This is a genomic window from Pedobacter sp. AK013 (genome assembly GCF_014205835.1).
Lineage (GTDB): Bacteria > Bacteroidota > Bacteroidia > Sphingobacteriales > Sphingobacteriaceae > Pedobacter.
Window position 1 is genome coordinate 124,296 of the sequence record NZ_JACHCQ010000004.1, and the last position, 16,354, is coordinate 140,649.

Annotated in this window: 18 protein-coding genes; 3 read left to right on the forward strand and 15 right to left on the reverse strand. The window is 37.5% G+C overall.

Annotated features, from left to right (window positions below; all coding sequences use genetic code 11):
* Positions 1-127: 127 nt before the first annotated feature.
* Both HDC90_RS04395 and carA read right to left on the reverse strand, forming a co-directional pair.
* The gene (locus HDC90_RS04395) at positions 128-892 is read right to left on the reverse strand and encodes an ABC transporter ATP-binding protein (protein WP_184464245.1); all 765 of its coding nucleotides are present in this window, start codon (positions 890-892) and stop codon (positions 128-130) included.
* Between the two features lie 229 nt (positions 893-1,121).
* A complete protein-coding gene (gene carA, locus HDC90_RS04400; protein ID WP_184464250.1) occupies positions 1,122-2,234 on the reverse strand; it encodes a glutamine-hydrolyzing carbamoyl-phosphate synthase small subunit in 1,113 nt (370 codons plus the stop codon).
* 278 nt (positions 2,235-2,512) lie between these two features.
* Here carA and panB point away from each other — a divergent pair, with 278 nt between their 5' ends.
* The 3 genes from panB (at position 2,513) to HDC90_RS04415 (ending at position 4,678) form a co-directional block, all read left to right on the forward strand.
* Positions 2,513-3,328, forward strand: coding sequence for a 3-methyl-2-oxobutanoate hydroxymethyltransferase (gene panB / locus HDC90_RS04405; protein WP_184464251.1), 816 nt, complete (start codon positions 2,513-2,515; stop codon positions 3,326-3,328).
* Between the two features lie 155 nt (positions 3,329-3,483).
* Entirely contained in the window at positions 3,484-4,170 is a 687-nt protein-coding gene (locus HDC90_RS04410; RefSeq protein WP_184464252.1) for an RluA family pseudouridine synthase, read from the forward strand.
* Between the two features lie 82 nt (positions 4,171-4,252).
* A complete protein-coding gene (locus HDC90_RS04415) occupies positions 4,253-4,678 on the forward strand; it encodes a hypothetical protein (RefSeq protein WP_184464255.1) in 426 nt (141 codons plus the stop codon).
* Positions 4,679-4,814: 136 nt separating this feature from the next.
* On the opposite strand, the gene HDC90_RS04420 is transcribed toward HDC90_RS04415, so the two are convergent.
* From HDC90_RS04420 to HDC90_RS04480, 13 genes are all read right to left on the reverse strand, one after another.
* Positions 4,815-5,288: a hypothetical protein gene (locus HDC90_RS04420; protein WP_184464257.1), complete on the reverse strand. Its 474-nt coding sequence runs from the start codon at positions 5,286-5,288 to the stop codon at positions 4,815-4,817.
* Positions 5,289-5,439: 151 nt separating this feature from the next.
* Entirely contained in the window at positions 5,440-6,744 is a 1,305-nt protein-coding gene (locus tag HDC90_RS04425; RefSeq protein ID WP_184464259.1) for a HAMP domain-containing sensor histidine kinase, read from the reverse strand.
* 167 nt (positions 6,745-6,911) lie between these two features.
* Positions 6,912-7,589, reverse strand: coding sequence for a response regulator transcription factor (locus tag HDC90_RS04430; RefSeq protein ID WP_184464261.1), 678 nt, complete (start codon positions 7,587-7,589; stop codon positions 6,912-6,914).
* Positions 7,590-7,645: 56 nt separating this feature from the next.
* On the reverse strand, positions 7,646-8,836 hold the full coding sequence (locus tag HDC90_RS04435; protein WP_184464263.1) for an aspartate aminotransferase family protein: 1,191 nt from the start codon (positions 8,834-8,836) through the stop codon (positions 7,646-7,648).
* A gap of 71 nt (positions 8,837-8,907) precedes the next feature.
* A complete protein-coding gene (locus tag HDC90_RS04440; RefSeq protein WP_184464265.1) occupies positions 8,908-9,348 on the reverse strand; it encodes a hypothetical protein in 441 nt (146 codons plus the stop codon).
* Positions 9,349-9,351: 3 nt separating this feature from the next.
* On the reverse strand, positions 9,352-10,008 hold the full coding sequence (locus HDC90_RS04445; protein WP_184464267.1) for a hypothetical protein: 657 nt from the start codon (positions 10,006-10,008) through the stop codon (positions 9,352-9,354).
* A gap of 33 nt (positions 10,009-10,041) precedes the next feature.
* Positions 10,042-10,602, reverse strand: coding sequence for an RNA polymerase sigma factor (locus tag HDC90_RS04450; protein WP_184464269.1), 561 nt, complete (start codon positions 10,600-10,602; stop codon positions 10,042-10,044).
* A 92-nt stretch (positions 10,603-10,694) separates the two neighbouring features.
* Entirely contained in the window at positions 10,695-11,651 is a 957-nt protein-coding gene (locus HDC90_RS04455) for a transketolase family protein (RefSeq protein WP_057932755.1), read from the reverse strand.
* A 77-nt stretch (positions 11,652-11,728) separates the two neighbouring features.
* Complete coding sequence (locus HDC90_RS04460) at positions 11,729-12,574, reverse strand: transketolase (RefSeq protein ID WP_184464271.1); 846 nt, start codon at positions 12,572-12,574, stop codon at positions 11,729-11,731.
* Between the two features lie 57 nt (positions 12,575-12,631).
* Complete coding sequence (gene bcp, locus HDC90_RS04465) at positions 12,632-13,096, reverse strand: thioredoxin-dependent thiol peroxidase (protein ID WP_184464273.1); 465 nt, start codon at positions 13,094-13,096, stop codon at positions 12,632-12,634.
* Positions 13,097-13,278: 182 nt separating this feature from the next.
* Positions 13,279-15,012 carry a M23 family metallopeptidase gene (locus HDC90_RS04470; RefSeq protein WP_184464274.1) on the reverse strand — a complete coding sequence of 578 codons (1,734 nt, stop codon included), beginning with the start codon at positions 15,010-15,012 and terminating at the stop codon, positions 13,279-13,281.
* 3 nt (positions 15,013-15,015) lie between these two features.
* The gene (locus tag HDC90_RS04475) at positions 15,016-15,627 is read right to left on the reverse strand and encodes a fumarylacetoacetate hydrolase family protein (RefSeq protein WP_184464276.1); all 612 of its coding nucleotides are present in this window, start codon (positions 15,625-15,627) and stop codon (positions 15,016-15,018) included.
* A gap of 75 nt (positions 15,628-15,702) precedes the next feature.
* The gene (locus tag HDC90_RS04480) at positions 15,703-16,233 is read right to left on the reverse strand and encodes a T9SS type A sorting domain-containing protein (protein ID WP_221451787.1); all 531 of its coding nucleotides are present in this window, start codon (positions 16,231-16,233) and stop codon (positions 15,703-15,705) included.
* Between the last annotated feature and the right edge of the window lie 121 nt (positions 16,234-16,354).

Below are 16,354 nucleotides of genomic sequence, written 5' to 3' on the forward strand. Positions count from 1 at the left end.
AGTGTAAGTCGTTTTTGTTTAAATGCTGTAATTGCCCGACATAACATTCACAAAAAGATTGCAGCGAAAAGAGCAGGACCTACATTGATACAGGCACTGTCTTAACTTTTTTAAAGACCCCGAAATCTTATTCACGCCATTCCTGACCTGTAAGATTAATGAAAACATCCTCCAGATTAGCTTTTTTAACCTCTTTTTTACGCTCAAAACCGCTGTTTACTAATTTATCTATTAAGTTGTCGGGCGTGTCCAGAGCGATAATCTGTCCGCGTTCTACAAAAGCTACGCGATCGCAAAGCTGTTCGGCTTCATCCATATAATGGGTGGTAATAACCACAGTTGTTCCTGCATCGCGGATTTCCGTAATCAGGTCCCAGAGATTTCTGCGTGCCTGTGGATCTAGGCCTGTTGTAGGTTCATCTAAAAAAATAATCTTCGGTTGGTTAATGAGCGTTGTGGCTATAGAGAAGCGCTGCTTTTGTCCGCCTGAAAGCGCTTTATATTTAGCTTTGGCCTTGTCCTGGAGGTTTACTTTCTCCAGCATCTCCATGGGTTTAATGTTAGCGCCATATAAACCGGCAAAAAGTTCAATCAGTTCGATCAGGTTTAGATTTGGGTAATAACCAGCTGCCTGTAGCTGTACGCCAATAATCTGTTTAATATCCTGCGGCTGTTTGTCGACAGAAAAACCATCAACAATAATTTCACCCGATGTTTTCGCTCTCAAAGTTTCAATAATTTCAAGGGTAGTGGTTTTTCCGGCACCATTAGGGCCAAGCAGACCGAAAATTTCGTGCTCATATACCTCAAAACTAAGCCCTTGAACGGCCACAAAATCATCGTATTTTTTTACCAGGTCTTTAACACTGATAATGGCTTTTTTTGTTTCCATATTGCGAATGTAAGGAGCTTTGAATGAATAGGAAATGAATTTTTGAATACATAACCGAAAATGTCGGTGAAATGATGTTTTATACGGGCGAAAATAGATGATAAAAGAAATCTGCGGATCGGCAGCTTAATTTTTGCCGCAAATCCGCAGATTATTTATGCTTATTCCTTTAACCTCGCGCGCTGGTTTTTTACCTTAACCCTTCGCCTATCAGCCTACTACTTTAACACTACCAAATCAGCTGGCCTTTCATTACTTCAACGAAATCGTCGAATAAGTAACGCGAATCGTGCGGGCCTGGAGAAGACTCAGGGTGATATTGTACTGAAAATGCTTTTTTACCTTTAACGCGGATACCTTCAATAGATTTATCGTTTAAGTTAACGTGGGTAATCTCAACTTTGTCTGAGTTTTTAACCTCATCTGGAATTACACCAAAGCCGTGGTTCTGTGAAGTAACCTCGCAGTGGTTCTTGATAATATTTTTTACCGGGTGGTTTAATCCACGGTGGCCATTAAACATTTTCATGGTGCCGATACCGTTAGCTTCGGCCAATAACTGGTGACCTAAGCAGATACCAAACAATGGTTTATCAACTGCCAAAATTTCAGTGATTGTTTCTACAGCATAAGGCATTACCGATGGATCGCCAGGGCCATTTGAAATAAAGTAGCCATCAGGGTTAAATTTTTCCATTTCGGCAAAAGAGGTTTTAGCAGGGAAAACCTGAACATAGATATCGCGGTTTTCGAAATTGCGCAAAATATTTTTCTTGATACCTAAATCTAAAGCGGCAACTTTTAGGCTTGCTTCAGGGTTACCGTAAAAATAGGGTTGGGTGGTACTTACTTTAGAAGAAAGCTCTAAGCCTTCCATTGAAGGTACTTCAGCCAATTTTTGTTTTAACTCTTCAAGGTCGGTAATTTCAGAAGAAATAATTGCGTTCATTGCGCCTTTATCTCTAATGTGACGAACCAATGCACGTGTATCGATATCAGAAATGGCAACCAGGTTATCATTCTGGAAATAATCCTGAATAGATTCTGTTGCTTCTTTACGGCTATAAACAATGTTGTAATTTTTGCAAACTAAACCAGCAATTTTGATCGAACCTGATTCGATTTCGTCTTTATGGATACCATAATTACCAATGTGTGCATTGGTGGTAACCATTATCTGCCCAAAATAACTTGGATCTGTAAAAATTTCCTGGTAACCTGTCATCCCGGTATTAAAACAAATTTCGCCAGTAGTGGTGCCAATTTTTCCGGCCGCTTTGCCGTAAAAAACTGTGCCATCGGCCAGTAATAAAATCGCAGGTAACTTGGTGTAGTTAGTCATGGTAATTACAATATGGATTTTGATTTAAAAAAGAGTTGAAAAAAGAATGGCTTTCGGCATTAAAGCCGTTTTTGCAGGGTGCAAAAAAAGATGAATATATCCCTTCCATTTCGGGGTACAAAGATAGAATTTTAGATTGGGAATGTAAAGAGAAAAGTGAAATAAGGTGAAAGGTTTAGGGTGTAGGGCTTAAGATGGCTCAACCCTAAACCTTATGCCTCAAATCTTATACCTTTTTAAAGAAAAAACAATACTTTTGGCAACACAAAACAAATCCCATGTCGGTACATAAAGAAATCAAACGCATCACCACACACATTTTACAGGAAATGAAACAACGTGGTGAAAAAATATCTATGTTAACGGCCTACGATTATTCGATGGCAACTATCCTAGATGATGCTGGATTAGACGTTTTACTTGTTGGCGATTCTGCTTCGAATGTAATGGCTGGTCATGAAACTACTTTGCCTATAACGCTAGATCAGATGATTTATCATGCTGCATCTGTAATAAGAGCGGTTAAACGGGCTTTTGTTGTAGTTGATTTACCTTTCGGTTCTTATCAGGGAAACTCTAAGGAAGCTTTGAACTCGGCAATAAGGATTATGAAAGAATCGGGGGCTCATGGCGTTAAATTGGAAGGCGGCGAAGAAATTATCGAATCCGTTCAAAGAATCATCACAGCAGGAATCCCTGTAATGGGACACTTGGGCTTAACACCACAGTCTATTTATAAATTTGGCACCTATACTGTTCGCGCTAAGGAAGAAGAAGAAGCAAATAAGTTAAAAACAGATGTTTTGGCTTTACAGGCTGCTGGTTGCTTTGCAATCGTGTTGGAGAAAATTCCTGCTGCGCTAGGCAAAGAAGTTACAGAAAGCCTGCATATCCCGACTATTGGTATTGGTGCCGGACCAAACTGTGATGGACAGGTTTTGGTGGTAAATGATATGATTGGTTTAACCAAAGGATTTAAACCCCGTTTTTTGCGCCAATATATAAATCTTTATAACGAAATTTTGGGTGCGGCACAATCGTACATCCGCGATGTAAAGGGAAATGATTTCCCGAACGAAAAAGAACAGTATTAAGTCCTTAGTCTTAAGCCTGGAGTTCTGAGCCGGTTAATCGGTTTAAACAACCAATGATTAGTTTGCAATTTGCTTTAACAATCTAGCCATTCAACAATTGAACGCTCACTATTTTCAGTTAACCAATTTAATCAATTAACCAGTTCACCTTTACAATGCCAATTACCGATAAAGACATTCTTTTTGAAGACAATCATTTAATCGCTATTAACAAAAGGGCAGGTGACATTGTGCAGGTTGATGAAACTGGCGATGAGCCTTTGGATGAACAGGTAAAAAAGTATATCGCTAAAAAGTACAATAAACCCAATGGTGCTTTTTTAGGGGTAGTACACCGTTTAGACCGACCGGTGAGTGGTGTAATTTTGTTTGCTAAAACCAGTAAGGCTTTAGAACGGATGAATGCTGTTTTTAAAAACAGGGAAGTAAAGAAAACCTATTGGGCGGTGGTGAAGAACAAACCGCAGAAAGAATCGGCTACTTTGGTGCATTGGCTGGTTAAAAACCCACAGAAAAATGTGGTTTCCTATTATAATACAGAAGTTACTGGCAGCCAGCGGGCCGAGCTTTCTTATAAAGTAAAAGCCAAGGTTGGCGATTATTATCTTTTGGAAGTTGATCCTTTAACAGGCCGCTCGCACCAGATTAGGGTTCAGCTATCATCAATGGGCTGCCCGATTATGGGTGATAATAAATATGGCTATCCGAGGGGAAGCAGAAAAGGAAGTATTTGCCTACATGCACGGCGCTTACAGTTTATACACCCAGTAAAAAAAGAACCTGTAAACATATTCGCTAAATTACCTGTTGATGGGTTTTGGGAACGGTTTGAAGATTTATAGACTAAATTATCTCTCGATTAATCGGACTTTTAAGGATTTGGCACAATATTTAGTCATGTTTCGGCTAAAAACTAAATCCATCATGAAAAACACCTTCTTATCAATTGCCGCAGTAGGCATGCTGGCTTCTACATTAGTATCCTGCGATAGTACTAAAAAAACGGAAACAACTAAAGACTCAAGCGAAATTTCTGCTAATGGAGACACCATTACGAAAGTGACTACAAAAACAACTGAAACCGTTAAAACAGAAGTTCCGACTTTCTCAAGTGAAGAAGTAAATAAAGGCCTTGCTGAGTATAGCAAATTAAAAGACGAATATGTTGCGGCAGTAAAAAGTAAAAATGCTGCTGAAATTAAAGCCATAAGCGATAAATACACTGCTTGGGCGAATCAGGCAACAGGCTGGGCAAGCAAGCTAAAGCCAGATGAAATACAAAAATATTCTGATTACGTACTTAAGTTAAGTGAAGAATGGACGGAAGCTGCAAAAGACGCTTTAAAGTAATTTTAAAATAATAAGAAAACTGGTCATAATGCGGGCTAGAAACTGTCACGTTGAGCCTGTCGAAACGCCTTAAATATATTTTAAGTGTCCTTCAACAGGCTCAGGATGACAATGCTATTTAAGTATGCAACCTCTTTTATTTACATTCTATTTTATCAAAAGTCATCGATCCATCAAACTTTAGTTTGCTTAGGTCTTTGAACTTGGTTTCCCCTTTTTCTTCCTGCACATCGCCAAATCCCTCCGCTATCTGGTTACCCTTTTTCAAAAAAGCCACTTCTCTAATAGATGTTTTGCCTTCAGACTGAAAAATATAGTTCGCAATTATGGTATCACCTTTAACAATTCCGGTTATAGTACCTGCATTTTTATCTTTTTCGTACAAATTATAACCTAGTGTACCTGTTACCTTATTATCCTCTGTTTTTAACGATAGGATGGCAGTATCTCTGTTTTTAATGTACTGGTAGCACCGGATAGAATCGGGGTTTGCCGATGCATTGGCTACTATGGTGGAATCGATTTTGGCCTGTGTTTTTTTTGCTGTGCCGCCCTGGCAAGATGCCATGAATAAAGCCGTTGCTCCTAGTATTGGGATGATGTTTTTCATTAAGATATATTCTTTTCTTATCAGATTGATTTTTTATTATTAAGCAAAGCCTTTGCCAAAAAAATTAGTCAACCTGTGCCGAACTTTATATCGGAATTAAGTTGTACTAAATATAGGGGCAACGTGATAAGTCTATTTGGGAAGTTTTATTTTAAAAAAACAACGAAATGGTGGTTCCTTTGTGTTCTTCAGATTTAATATCGACTTCTATTTTATGGAAACGGGCAATACTTTGCACAATAGCGAGCCCTAAGCCAAAGCCATTTTCTTCGGTATTTCCCCTTTTAAAACGATCGAATGCATTTTCTACAAGTGCCATACTCATGCCAGATCCAGTATCGCTAATGGAAAGGATATATTTTTCTGCTTCGGTTTTATCCGTTATGGTAATGGAACCGCCCACAACATTGTACTTTATCGCATTATTGATGATGTTGATTAAAAGTGTATGTATCAATGCTTTATTTCCTGTGAAATGGAAATCCTTTGAAAGATTAGCACTATAACTGATGTTTTTATCCACTATTCGATCTTCCAGATCTTCATATATATCATCTATTTCGCGTTTGAGGCTAATTTCTTCCGTTTTTAGGTATTGATTGTTTTCAACTTTCGAAATAAGTAACAAGCTGTTGATAATCACCTTTAATCGGTTCAGGGTTTTTAACGACGCGTATATCTTATTTTCATGCTCTACAGGAATACCCGGTGTGTTAAGCATATTTTCGAAGCGTGTACTTAAAATTGAAATTGGGGTAAGTAGTTCGTGCGAAACGTTAGCAATAAACTGCTTTTCTAAGGCGAAAAGTGTGTTTATTTTACGCATAAGAGAATTTATGCTGTTATCCAGGATTTTGAAATCGTTGGTAGTGGTTGGTATATTCTGATAGTTGTAGTGAGATGGATCGTCGACCAGATTAATTTTTTTATCGATTATTAGATAAAAAGGTTTCAATAAGAAGTTGGAAAAAGTAAAGTCGGTTACTAGGGTAATAAGTAAGGCAGCCACCAGTACAATCAGCATGTAAAAACGGATCGAATTTTTAATGGACTGGAGCGCCGTCATGGTTTCTCCAATCTCCAGGTTATACCAGTTTGTATGATAAGAAAATTTATAATTCAGAATTCTGTATACTTCAATATCACCTTCAATTTCCCTCTTTTCTGTAAATACCTTTGCTGTAGAATCTTTTTGATTGTCTGGAATGTCTGTTAAAACAATAAATTCTTCTTTTAATATGTTATAATCGGTAAAAGATTGTTGTTTATTTAATAGGCTGTCAATTTCATCATCATTTAAGTGCTTAATAATTTTATTCTTTTTTTTGATCAGGCGGTTATCAAACTGGTTGTAGGCAAGTCTGTCAAGCGAAAATAAAATGATGGCACCCAACACCAAGATGATGGCAATTTTAGTTATCGCATTATATAAAGAAAATTTAACCTGTAACTTCATTTATATGGATATGATGTTTGATGTAAAATAGGGGGATGGTTTATTGGGCATTGGGTTAACTGGTTAATTGTTTAAAACGGTTAACTGAATTTTTGTATTTTCTAAATCCCTAACCGCAAACTGCTGACTGAAAATTGCAACCCATTAAGCTTCCAGCCCCCAACTGATTAGCAATTAATCCTGTATCCAATACTCCTTACCGTTTCAAACCAATCTATTGAGCTAATCCCTGCAAGTTTTTTTCGCAGGTTTTTAACATGTACATCTACAAAGTTAGAATCAGAATTAACTTCTAAAATGTCACCCCAAACATGCTCAGTTAAGCTCATTCTCGATACCACGCGGTTTTTGTTCAACACCAAATAGTTAAATATTTCGAATTCCTTTTTGGTAAGGTTTAATCTTTCATCACCAAAAGAAACGGTTCTATTCTGGATATTGAGCAAAAAGTTATGAATGTTTACCTCGTTTTTCTCTAATTTGTGTTTCCTACGGGTAATAGCATGCATACGTGCTAAAAGTTCGTTTAACGAAAATGGCTTTGGTAAATAATCATCTGCACCTTCATCAAGGCCTTTAATACGGTCGTCGACAGCACTACGGGCAGTTAAAATGATTACAGCATCATCTCGGTCTTTCGTAGATTTTAATTGTTTTAAAATGTCGAAACCATCGCCATCTGGCAAGCCCAGATCTAATAAAATGAAATCGTAATTGTTTACAAATATCTTTTCTTCTGCAGAAGATTTTTTCCAGGCATGTTCTACAATAAATCCTTCTTTACTCAAGAATTCATCCATTTCTAGCGCCAGGCTTTTTTCATCTTCAACGATTAATACATTCATTTCAGCTAACAGTTAGTAGTTTTATTTTTCAGCATTTTAAGCTATACCTTATGCTTTTACCCTGCAACTAAGTTAATGTTTTTTAAGATGGTCTTGCAAGCTTCTTTAATTTCTTCTTTTGTAATAATTAAAGGAGGGGCAATGCGCATAGAATTGCTGCAATGTAAAAACCAGTCTGATAATACGCCGTCTAAGATACAGGCATCGATGATTTTTTTATTGATCTCGAAATTCTCAAACTCAACAGCAAGCATTAAACCTTTTCCTCTAATTTCTTTAATGGCGGGATGTTGAAGGAGCTGTTTAAACAATTGCCCTTTTTCTTCTACTTCGTCAACAATGAGATCATCAACCAAGGTGCGTAAGGTTGCCAAGCCAGCAGCGCAACAAACCGGATGACCACCAAAAGTAGTCATATGGCCCAAAATTGGTGTGTGCGATAATACCGACATTATTTCCAATGAACTGATAAAAGCGCCAATTGGCATTCCACCACCAATTCCTTTCGCCAGAAGCAGTACATCGGGCACAACATTATAATGCTGGAAGGCGAACATTTTACCGCTGCGGCCAAAGCCAGATTGTATTTCATCGAAGATTAATAAAGTTCCGGTTTCTGTGCATTTTGCCCGCAAAGCCTGCATATAGTTTAAATCAGCAACCCTTATTCCAGCTTCGCCTTGTATAGGCTCGATAAAAACCGCAGCAATTTCTGAAGTGATTTTTTCGAGATCATCAACTTTGTTATGTTCAATAAAACTTACATGAGGCAAGAAAGGGCCATAGCCAGAAGAGTAGAAATCACTTTCCATTAAACTTTCTGCTCCTTGTGTGCTGCCGTGGTAAGCATTTTTGCAGGCAATAAACCCTTTTCTGCCGGTATATCGTTTAGCCAGCTTCATGGCACCTTCTACAGCCTCAGTTCCTGAGTTTAAAAAGTAGGTGCAGCTTAAACTTTTGGGTAAAATATCGGCAAGGGCTTTGGCAAAATTTACCTGAGGCGTTTGCACGTATTCGCCATAAACCATCAGGTGCATATAGGTTTCTGTCTGATCTTGAATAGCCTTCACTACCGCAGGATGGCAATGGCCAACATTACTTACACCAATACCGGCAATAAGATCGATATGTTTTTTGTCCTGCGCATCGTAAATGTAGATTCCTTTTGCCCTTACAAATTCGAGCATAAGTGGCTCTGGAGAGGTTTGTGCATTGTGTTGTAAAAACAACTGACGTTGGGTAAGCATGGCACAAAAGTACGGAATTGAAAGAGTGCTTTAAAACAAAAAAGACCTACATTGCTGTAAGTCTTTTTTGTTTATTGCTTTTGGCCGCCTTTAAATCTATTGAGTAACTCACGTTTAAAACCTTCCTGCGCCCGATAAAACTTTCCAACAATTTTTATCGGTAATACTGATTTAAGTTTATTGTAATATTTTTTATCAAGATTAAGATCTTTTTGCTTGAAATCGAATTCGCTGGTAATTAAACTTTGCACCTGTGCATCGGTTAGATTATCTATTTCAGTTGTTTTTCTGAAAGAGATCATTTTCTGCATCCGTTCTTTGCGTAAAGCAGTTTGTTCGGCCTGCATATCGTTATAAATTGGCCAGAAAATCTTAGCCTCTTCTGGCGATAAATCCAGTTTTTGAGTGAAAAAAGCTATTTTAAGTGATTCTATTTCTTCTGCCTTTGGTCTTTGTGCCAATAGGCTTGTAGGTAATAAAAACATTAAAGCAACAAAAAGTAAATTCTTCATTTCTTAATTATTTAGTTCCTGAGATAAATCACTTGAAGAGAAATTACTCAGGATGTAGTTTTCCATTTCTGTATCTGAGGCAGAAGTAGTTTTTGTATTAGGTGATGTAGTATTTTGCGCTTCTAAATGATCAATGATTGTACTTTCATCAATATCATATAACAGTTGTTCGTTTATAGCTTCCGGTGATTGTACCTGTTGAGCTGTAGTAATTGAGCTGTTCTGGTAAAAATAAATACCAAAGGAGGTCATTAATAAGAAACACGCCGCACTTGTATATTTAACAATGTTGCGTCTCCATAAAGGAATCACTTTAACTTCCTTTTTAGGCGCTGATGCTGCAATCCTATCGGCAATTCTATTCTGCAGCGTGTCGAAATAATTTTCGGGTACTGCAAAGGCTTGTTCTGCCTTAGGCATTTCGGAAAGGGCAACCCGGGTTTGAATGCGTTCCGTTAAATCTTCGAAATAATTCTGCGGAACTTCAAAATTATTGTCACTGGTTTTCTGTTTCAATCCATTTAAAAAGACACCAGAAAAAATGGCCTCATCACAATTTTCGAAATATCCATCAGGAACGGAGAAAGGATTGCGTTTCCCCATTGCCGCAAGTGCAGGGGCTTCGTTCATCCAATCGTTATTTTCTATATTTTCGTTCATCACAGATATATGATACAATTAAAGTGAAAAGGTTTAATAGTCTATTTCATCATTTGTAATAAAAGCTTCAATTTTTTTTGCGGCAATGTGAAATGATGCCTTTAGCGCGCCTACCGAGGTTCCTAAAACCTCCGAAATCTCTTCATATTTCATATCATCAAAATATTTCATGTTGAAGATAATCCGTTGTTTTTCGGGTAGGGTAAGGATTGCTTTTTGCAGTTTAAGCTCAAGCTTATCGCCGTTAAAATAAGATGATGCTACCAGATTATCGGCCAGTTCAGATGAAACTTCATCTAAAGGGGTATTGTTTTTTTGTTTTTGCTTGTTTAAAAAAGTAATTGATTCGTTTGTAGCAATGCGGTATATCCAGGTGTACAATTGTGAATCACTTCTGAATTTATCAAGGTTTTTCCAAACTTTAACAAATACTTCCTGCAAAAGGTCGTCGCAGTCGTCGTGGTTTATCACCAATCTCCTAATGTGCCAATATATTTTTTGCTGGTATTTTTTTAATAACAGGTTAAAGGCTTCATTACGCGTGCGCTCGACAGCAAACATGGTAAGGATTTCTGAATCTTCAACTTGTTTCATTTATGATAATTATAAAACCAAAAAGACACTAAATACACAAAGGTTTGGTTATGCTTAGTGCTCTTGGTGTCTTTGTGGTTAAATTTTAAATTCTATTTTTTTCTGCCAATTACTTTTTGAACAGCTTCAACAATGTTTACAGCATCTAAGCCATATTTAGACATTAACTGATCTGGTGTTCCGCTTTCGCCAAAAGTATCGTTAGTGGCTACAAACTCTTGTGGAGTTGGCAATTCAGTAGTTAACAAGCGTGCTACGCTTTCGCCCAGGCCACCAAATTTATTGTGCTCTTCGCAGGTAACCACACAACCTGTTTTCTTAACTGATTTTAAGATGGCTTCGTCATCCAAAGGTTTAATGGTGTGGATATTAATGATTTCAGCGTCAATACCCAATTCAGCTAATTTTTCACCAGCCTCAATCGCTTTCCAAACCATATGGCCTGTAGCAATAATAGTCACATCAGTACCTTCGTTAACCATCCATGCTTTACCGATCTCAAATTTTTGATCCGGATCTGTAAAAACAGGGATTACCGGGCGACCAAAACGTAAATAAACCGGGCCTTCATATTCTGCAATGGCTATTGTTGCTGCTTTAGTCTGGTTGTAATCGCAAGGATTGATTACTACCATTCCCGGCAACATTTTCATTAAACCGATATCTTCTAAGATCTGGTGTGTTGCACCATCTTCGCCTAAGGTTAAACCAGCATGTGATGCACAGATTTTAACGTTTTTGTTAGAATAAGCTACCGATTGACGGATCTGATCGTAAACACGGCCAGTAGAGAAGTTGGCAAAAGTGCCTGTAAAAGGAATTTTACCGCCTATGGTCATACCTGCTGCAATACCGATCATGTTTGCTTCAGCAATACCAACTTGCGTAAAACGCTCAGGAAAATCTTTAATAAAAGCATCCATTTTAAGCGATCCAACTAAATCGGCACATAAGGCAACCACATTTTCGTTTTTCTTTCCAGCCTCATGTAGACCAGCACCAAAACCCGAACGTGTATCTTTTTTTTCTGTATATGTATATTTTTTCATACCTCAAACCCCTAAAGGGGCTTTATTTGTAGTTAAAATTAAAAGTTATTTACTCCCCCTTCAAGGGGTAAGGGGGGTTAATAGTCCCCTAAAGTTTCTGGTAGTTGCGCTAACGCTGCTGCTAATTGCTCATCATTTGGCGCTGTACCATGCCATTTGTGTGTACCCATCATATAATCTACACCAGCACCCATCTGCGTGCTCATTAAATTCAAAATAGGTTTGCCTTTTCCGGTTAAGGTTTTAGCATAATGTAAACCTTCAACTATAGCTTGCATATCATTACCATCTGTATTAATTACATGCCATCCGAAAGCTTCGAATTTAGCCTGTAAATCATCTAAAGCAAGAACTTTGCTTGTAGGGCCATCAATTTGCTGTCCGTTGTAATCAACCGATGCGATTAAATGGTCAACTTTGTTAAATGGGGCGAACATAGCTGCTTCCCAGTTTTGTCCTTCCTGTAATTCTCCATCACCCAATAAGGCAAAAATGATAGATTTATCGCCATTTAGCCTTTTAGCTAATGCAGCACCAATGGCAACTGATAAGCCTTGACCTAATGAACCTGAAGCAATGCGGATACCAGGCAAATGTTCATGTGTAGTTGGATGACCTTGTAATCTGGAATCTAGTTTACGGAAAGTTGCCAGTTCGCTTTTGTCGAAAAAACCAGCATGAGCCAATGTGCTATACCAAACAGGGGAAATATGTCCGTTCGAAAGGAAGAATAAATCTTCGCCTGCACCTTCCATCGTGAAGTCGGTTTTGTAGTTCATTACTTCAAAGTATAATGCAGTGAAAAAATCTGTGCACCCAAGTGAGGCACCAGGGTGGCCAGACTGACATCCGTGAACCATTCTTACGATATCTCTTCTGATTTGAGAGGCAATATCTTCTAGCTCTTTAATTGTATGTTTCATTAAAATAAGAGGTTGTTGTTATATAACAAAGGTAATATTTTACCCGCTATATCATAATTAGTTATTGATTAAATTGAGTACTTGTTGTGTTGGGTTTTTGGTGTCAACTTTTTTGATGATACGGATAATTTTTCCATCGCCATCTATAATGAAAGTAGTGCGAACTGTACCCATATATTTTTTGCCATACATGTTTTTCTCTGCCCAAACACCATAGTCATTTACAATTTTCTGATCGGTATCTGCCAGTAAGGTAAATGGCAAATTATGCTTGGTTACAAATTTATGATGCGATTTTTCATCATCAACGCTAACGCCTAAAACTACAATGCCTTTGGCCTGTAAACCTTGATAGTTATCTCTGAAATCACAAGCTTCGGCGGTACAGCCAGGAGTATCGTCTTTTGGATAAAAGTAAAGCACAACTGTTTTGCCTTTATAATCGCTTAAAGAAACATCAATACCGTTTTGATCTTTTGATGTAATTGCTGGTGCTTGATCACCTTCTTTTAATTCTGCCATAATTATTGGTTAATCGGTTAACTTTTTGAATCGGTTAATCGTTATTGTTAACCGCTGTGCAATTTAAACAGTTTAAGCTGTTATAGTGTTCTATATATGTTAAAAGATGACATTTTTAGCTTAAAACATGGGTTTTGACATCAATTTGAGCTTGAAATCCCATAATTTTAAGCATCTTATTGCTATTTAAAAAATGTTACCGTGTATTTTCGTGTATTTTCTTTCATGTCTGCTACAACCAGTTCAAGCGTATGTTTTCCAGAAGCGGTTCTTTCGTCGAAACTGTGCCACAATGTTGCCGTTTTAGTATCGAATTCCATCAAAGTCCATTTGCCATCGATATAGCCATTAAAGCTTTTTATTCCAGATAGGTTATCGCTGATCCTAAAAAATATTTTCGGCAAACCTGCCATGTTTTTCCCTTCTGAGATATTAACGGGTACTATTCTCGGCGCAATGGTATCGATGGCAATATAAAAGCTGCCAAAGTTTTTTGGAGTAGCCTTAACATAACCATTTTCGAAAAATCCGCCTTGAGATGAACCGTTAGAATTTACGATTAATGCTTTACTCTTCAGGTTCTCCGGTAGATTATCAGCCTTGATTGAGATATCGAAACCAACATGCAGTGGCGTATACTTATTGTGAATCTGATGTACGGCCGACCAGGCATTACCAGCTGGTTTAGGCAGTTTTTTATAAGTGAAATTTAAATCACTGTACAATGTTCCTTGTTGAAAAACTATCTTAACGTCGTCGGTATTAAATTCATTCACTTTATTATATGGATAAATTATCCCCGCAGGAACACTTGCTTTTGCTATTGGCGCTAAGCCCGCATTTACTGTGAAAGATAAAACAGACGAATTTCCTTTGGAATCGGTAACGATATAACTAAGCTGATGTGTAGCACCATCATTGAAATTAATCCTCCCGCTATTGACTAAGCCACTATAAATTTTTAAAGGGTTACCAGGCTCAACAAAACTTTTCTGGATACTTACTTTAGTATTTAAGTAGGTAGGATAATCAATATGCGAATTAATCGCTTTACTGTCTTCGAAAGCAAAACGTTCAAGAGCAGAAGTGTATACTTTCTTACCATCTACTTCTAACTGAATGGAGTATACTCCATTGGTGCCCGATAAACCATTATGCCTGTCGGTTGCCACGATACCGAAGCCAACCTCGCCTGTTAAACTAATAGGTGCAGTGGCCTTATAACTGCCATTTGTTCCACTAATGCTAATGGCTTGTTTTGCTATATTTTCGTTAAAGGTTTTGCCATTTAAGCGATATACATACAAGCCATGAATAACAGGCGGAATATTATCGGGAATGATGATCCCAAAAAACTGCGGATTTATGGTTTCTTCAGTTTTGGTATCTCTGATTTCGAAATGTAAATGTGGACCGCCTGAGCTGCCACGGTTACCAGACCAGGCAATAATTTCGCCTTTATGTACCGGAATTAATGTAGCATCAGGAAATTCATCAATCTCAAAAGACTTCTTTTCATATTCGAGATTTTTAACAATTGTGGCAATTTTTGGGGCGAAACGCTGTAAATGGCCATAAACTGTAGTAAAACCATTAGGATGATTGATGTACAATGCCTGCCCAAAACCACTGTTCTGAACCCTTAGGCGCGAAATATATCCATCCGCAACTGCGTAAACGGGATAACCTTCGCGTTGGTTGGTTCTGAAATCAATTCCAGAATGAAAGTGGTTGCCTCTGAGCTCTCCAAAAGAACCTGCTAGGGCAGGAGGGGTGATATCCAGAGGCTGTCTGAAATCTGTAATTGGATATTTGTTATTACTGAAAATCTGTTGCGCCTGAACAAAGGTTGAAGCAAATAAAAGGCAAATTGAAATGGAAAATTTGAACTTGTATTGGATCGGGTTTTTAATCATTCGTTACTTTACATCAAAATTTAAAAGTTGCTTTCCTTCTAACCAGGCTTCCAGTTTATCGCCCTTATTTATTTTTCCGACGCCCTGGGGCGTTCCGGTAAAAATTAGATCGCCTTTTTTTAAAGTAATATATTGGGAAACAAAGCTGATTATCTTCTCGAACGAGAATAACAAATCTTTAGTATGGCCAATCTGCCTGCTTTCGTCGTTTATTTTTAACTCGAAATTTAAATTGTAAAGATCTTCAAAATCACTTTTAGGAAGAAAAACGCTAATGGGGGCAGAATTGTCGAATGCTTTGGCCAGCTCCCAGGGTAATCCTTTTTCTTTGTGCCTGCTCTGGATATCACGTGCTGTAAAGTCGATGCCTAAACCTAGTTCGTCATAATAATTAGTCGCAAACTTTTCGGCAATGTGTTTTCCTTCCTTACAGATTTTTAACACAACTTCCAGTTCGTAGTGAATATCATCAGAGAAATCGGGTAGATAAAAAGGTTTATTATCTTTTAAAACTGCTGTATCAGGTTTTAGGAAAATTACTGGTGTGGTTGGAACCGGGTTGTTCAGTTCTTTTGCATGTTCGGCATAGTTTCTGCCAATGGCGATGATTTTCATTCTTAAGAATATGAAATATGATAAAATAGACAGGAATTAAATCCACATCAATCAAAAATAGAAAAGAAAATGGTGTTATAAAACTGAGATCCGTTTTACCTGGCTTTCAGAACCAGCAATAACCCTTAAAAAGTAAATGCCTGGGTTAATTCTATTCGGAATAACAAAACTTTTGGTCTGTTCGCCTGTATTTAAGCGTTCATTTAAAAGTGTTGCCACTTCATTTCCCAATAAATCGATGATTTTGATCGTAGTTTGGGTGCCATCTTTTCCTATAGATAAAACGATATTTAATTGATCTTCTACTGGATTAGGATATATTTTTACGATGCTTAACAATTTATCTTTCGCTACAACTGTTGCATTCTTAGGGGTTGTAGCATAAGTATTGAACATCCCAGAACCACCTACAGTCATATAAAGCGGCTTGTAGGGCGTGATATTGGCTTTAATTTCAGGAATCCGGCTTGTTTTTTTTGTTCTGTTTTTTAAGCTGATGTGAATGCTATCAGTTTGTTGCGACCAAGAGTTTACGCTGCACAGCAAAACAATGCACAATGTGCATGCAAGTTTTGTGAGTAACGTTATCTTAGTGTAGGGTTTCATCAAATTGGTATAGCAAATGTATTAATTTAAAACAAAGAAATTAAACATTTTGTTTAAAACCCATAATTTAACACAATTTAACAATAAAATTTAATTTTCATAGTGTTAAAAATACACAATA

Coding starts and splice junctions, on each gene's coding strand:
- HDC90_RS04395 (WP_184464245.1), bottom strand. CDS start 892: ATGGAAACAAAAAAAGCCATTATCAGTGTTAAAGACCTGGTAAAAAAA.
- carA (WP_184464250.1), bottom strand. CDS start 2,234: ATGACTAACTACACCAAGTTACCTGCGATTTTATTACTGGCCGATGGC.
- panB (WP_184464251.1), top strand. CDS start 2,513: ATGTCGGTACATAAAGAAATCAAACGCATCACCACACACATTTTACAG.
- HDC90_RS04410 (WP_184464252.1), top strand. CDS start 3,484: ATGCCAATTACCGATAAAGACATTCTTTTTGAAGACAATCATTTAATC.
- HDC90_RS04415 (WP_184464255.1), top strand. CDS start 4,253: ATGAAAAACACCTTCTTATCAATTGCCGCAGTAGGCATGCTGGCTTCT.
- HDC90_RS04420 (WP_184464257.1), bottom strand. CDS start 5,288: ATGAAAAACATCATCCCAATACTAGGAGCAACGGCTTTATTCATGGCA.
- HDC90_RS04425 (WP_184464259.1), bottom strand. CDS start 6,744: ATGAAGTTACAGGTTAAATTTTCTTTATATAATGCGATAACTAAAATT.
- HDC90_RS04430 (WP_184464261.1), bottom strand. CDS start 7,589: ATGAATGTATTAATCGTTGAAGATGAAAAAAGCCTGGCGCTAGAAATG.
- HDC90_RS04435 (WP_184464263.1), bottom strand. CDS start 8,836: ATGCTTACCCAACGTCAGTTGTTTTTACAACACAATGCACAAACCTCT.
- HDC90_RS04440 (WP_184464265.1), bottom strand. CDS start 9,348: ATGAAGAATTTACTTTTTGTTGCTTTAATGTTTTTATTACCTACAAGC.
- HDC90_RS04445 (WP_184464267.1), bottom strand. CDS start 10,008: ATGAACGAAAATATAGAAAATAACGATTGGATGAACGAAGCCCCTGCA.
- HDC90_RS04450 (WP_184464269.1), bottom strand. CDS start 10,602: ATGAAACAAGTTGAAGATTCAGAAATCCTTACCATGTTTGCTGTCGAG.
- HDC90_RS04455 (WP_057932755.1), bottom strand. CDS start 11,651: ATGAAAAAATATACATATACAGAAAAAAAAGATACACGTTCGGGTTTT.
- HDC90_RS04460 (WP_184464271.1), bottom strand. CDS start 12,574: ATGAAACATACAATTAAAGAGCTAGAAGATATTGCCTCTCAAATCAGA.
- bcp (WP_184464273.1), bottom strand. CDS start 13,096: ATGGCAGAATTAAAAGAAGGTGATCAAGCACCAGCAATTACATCAAAA.
- HDC90_RS04470 (WP_184464274.1), bottom strand. CDS start 15,012: ATGATTAAAAACCCGATCCAATACAAGTTCAAATTTTCCATTTCAATT.
- HDC90_RS04475 (WP_184464276.1), bottom strand. CDS start 15,627: ATGAAAATCATCGCCATTGGCAGAAACTATGCCGAACATGCAAAAGAA.
- HDC90_RS04480 (WP_221451787.1), bottom strand. CDS start 16,233: ATGAAACCCTACACTAAGATAACGTTACTCACAAAACTTGCATGCACA.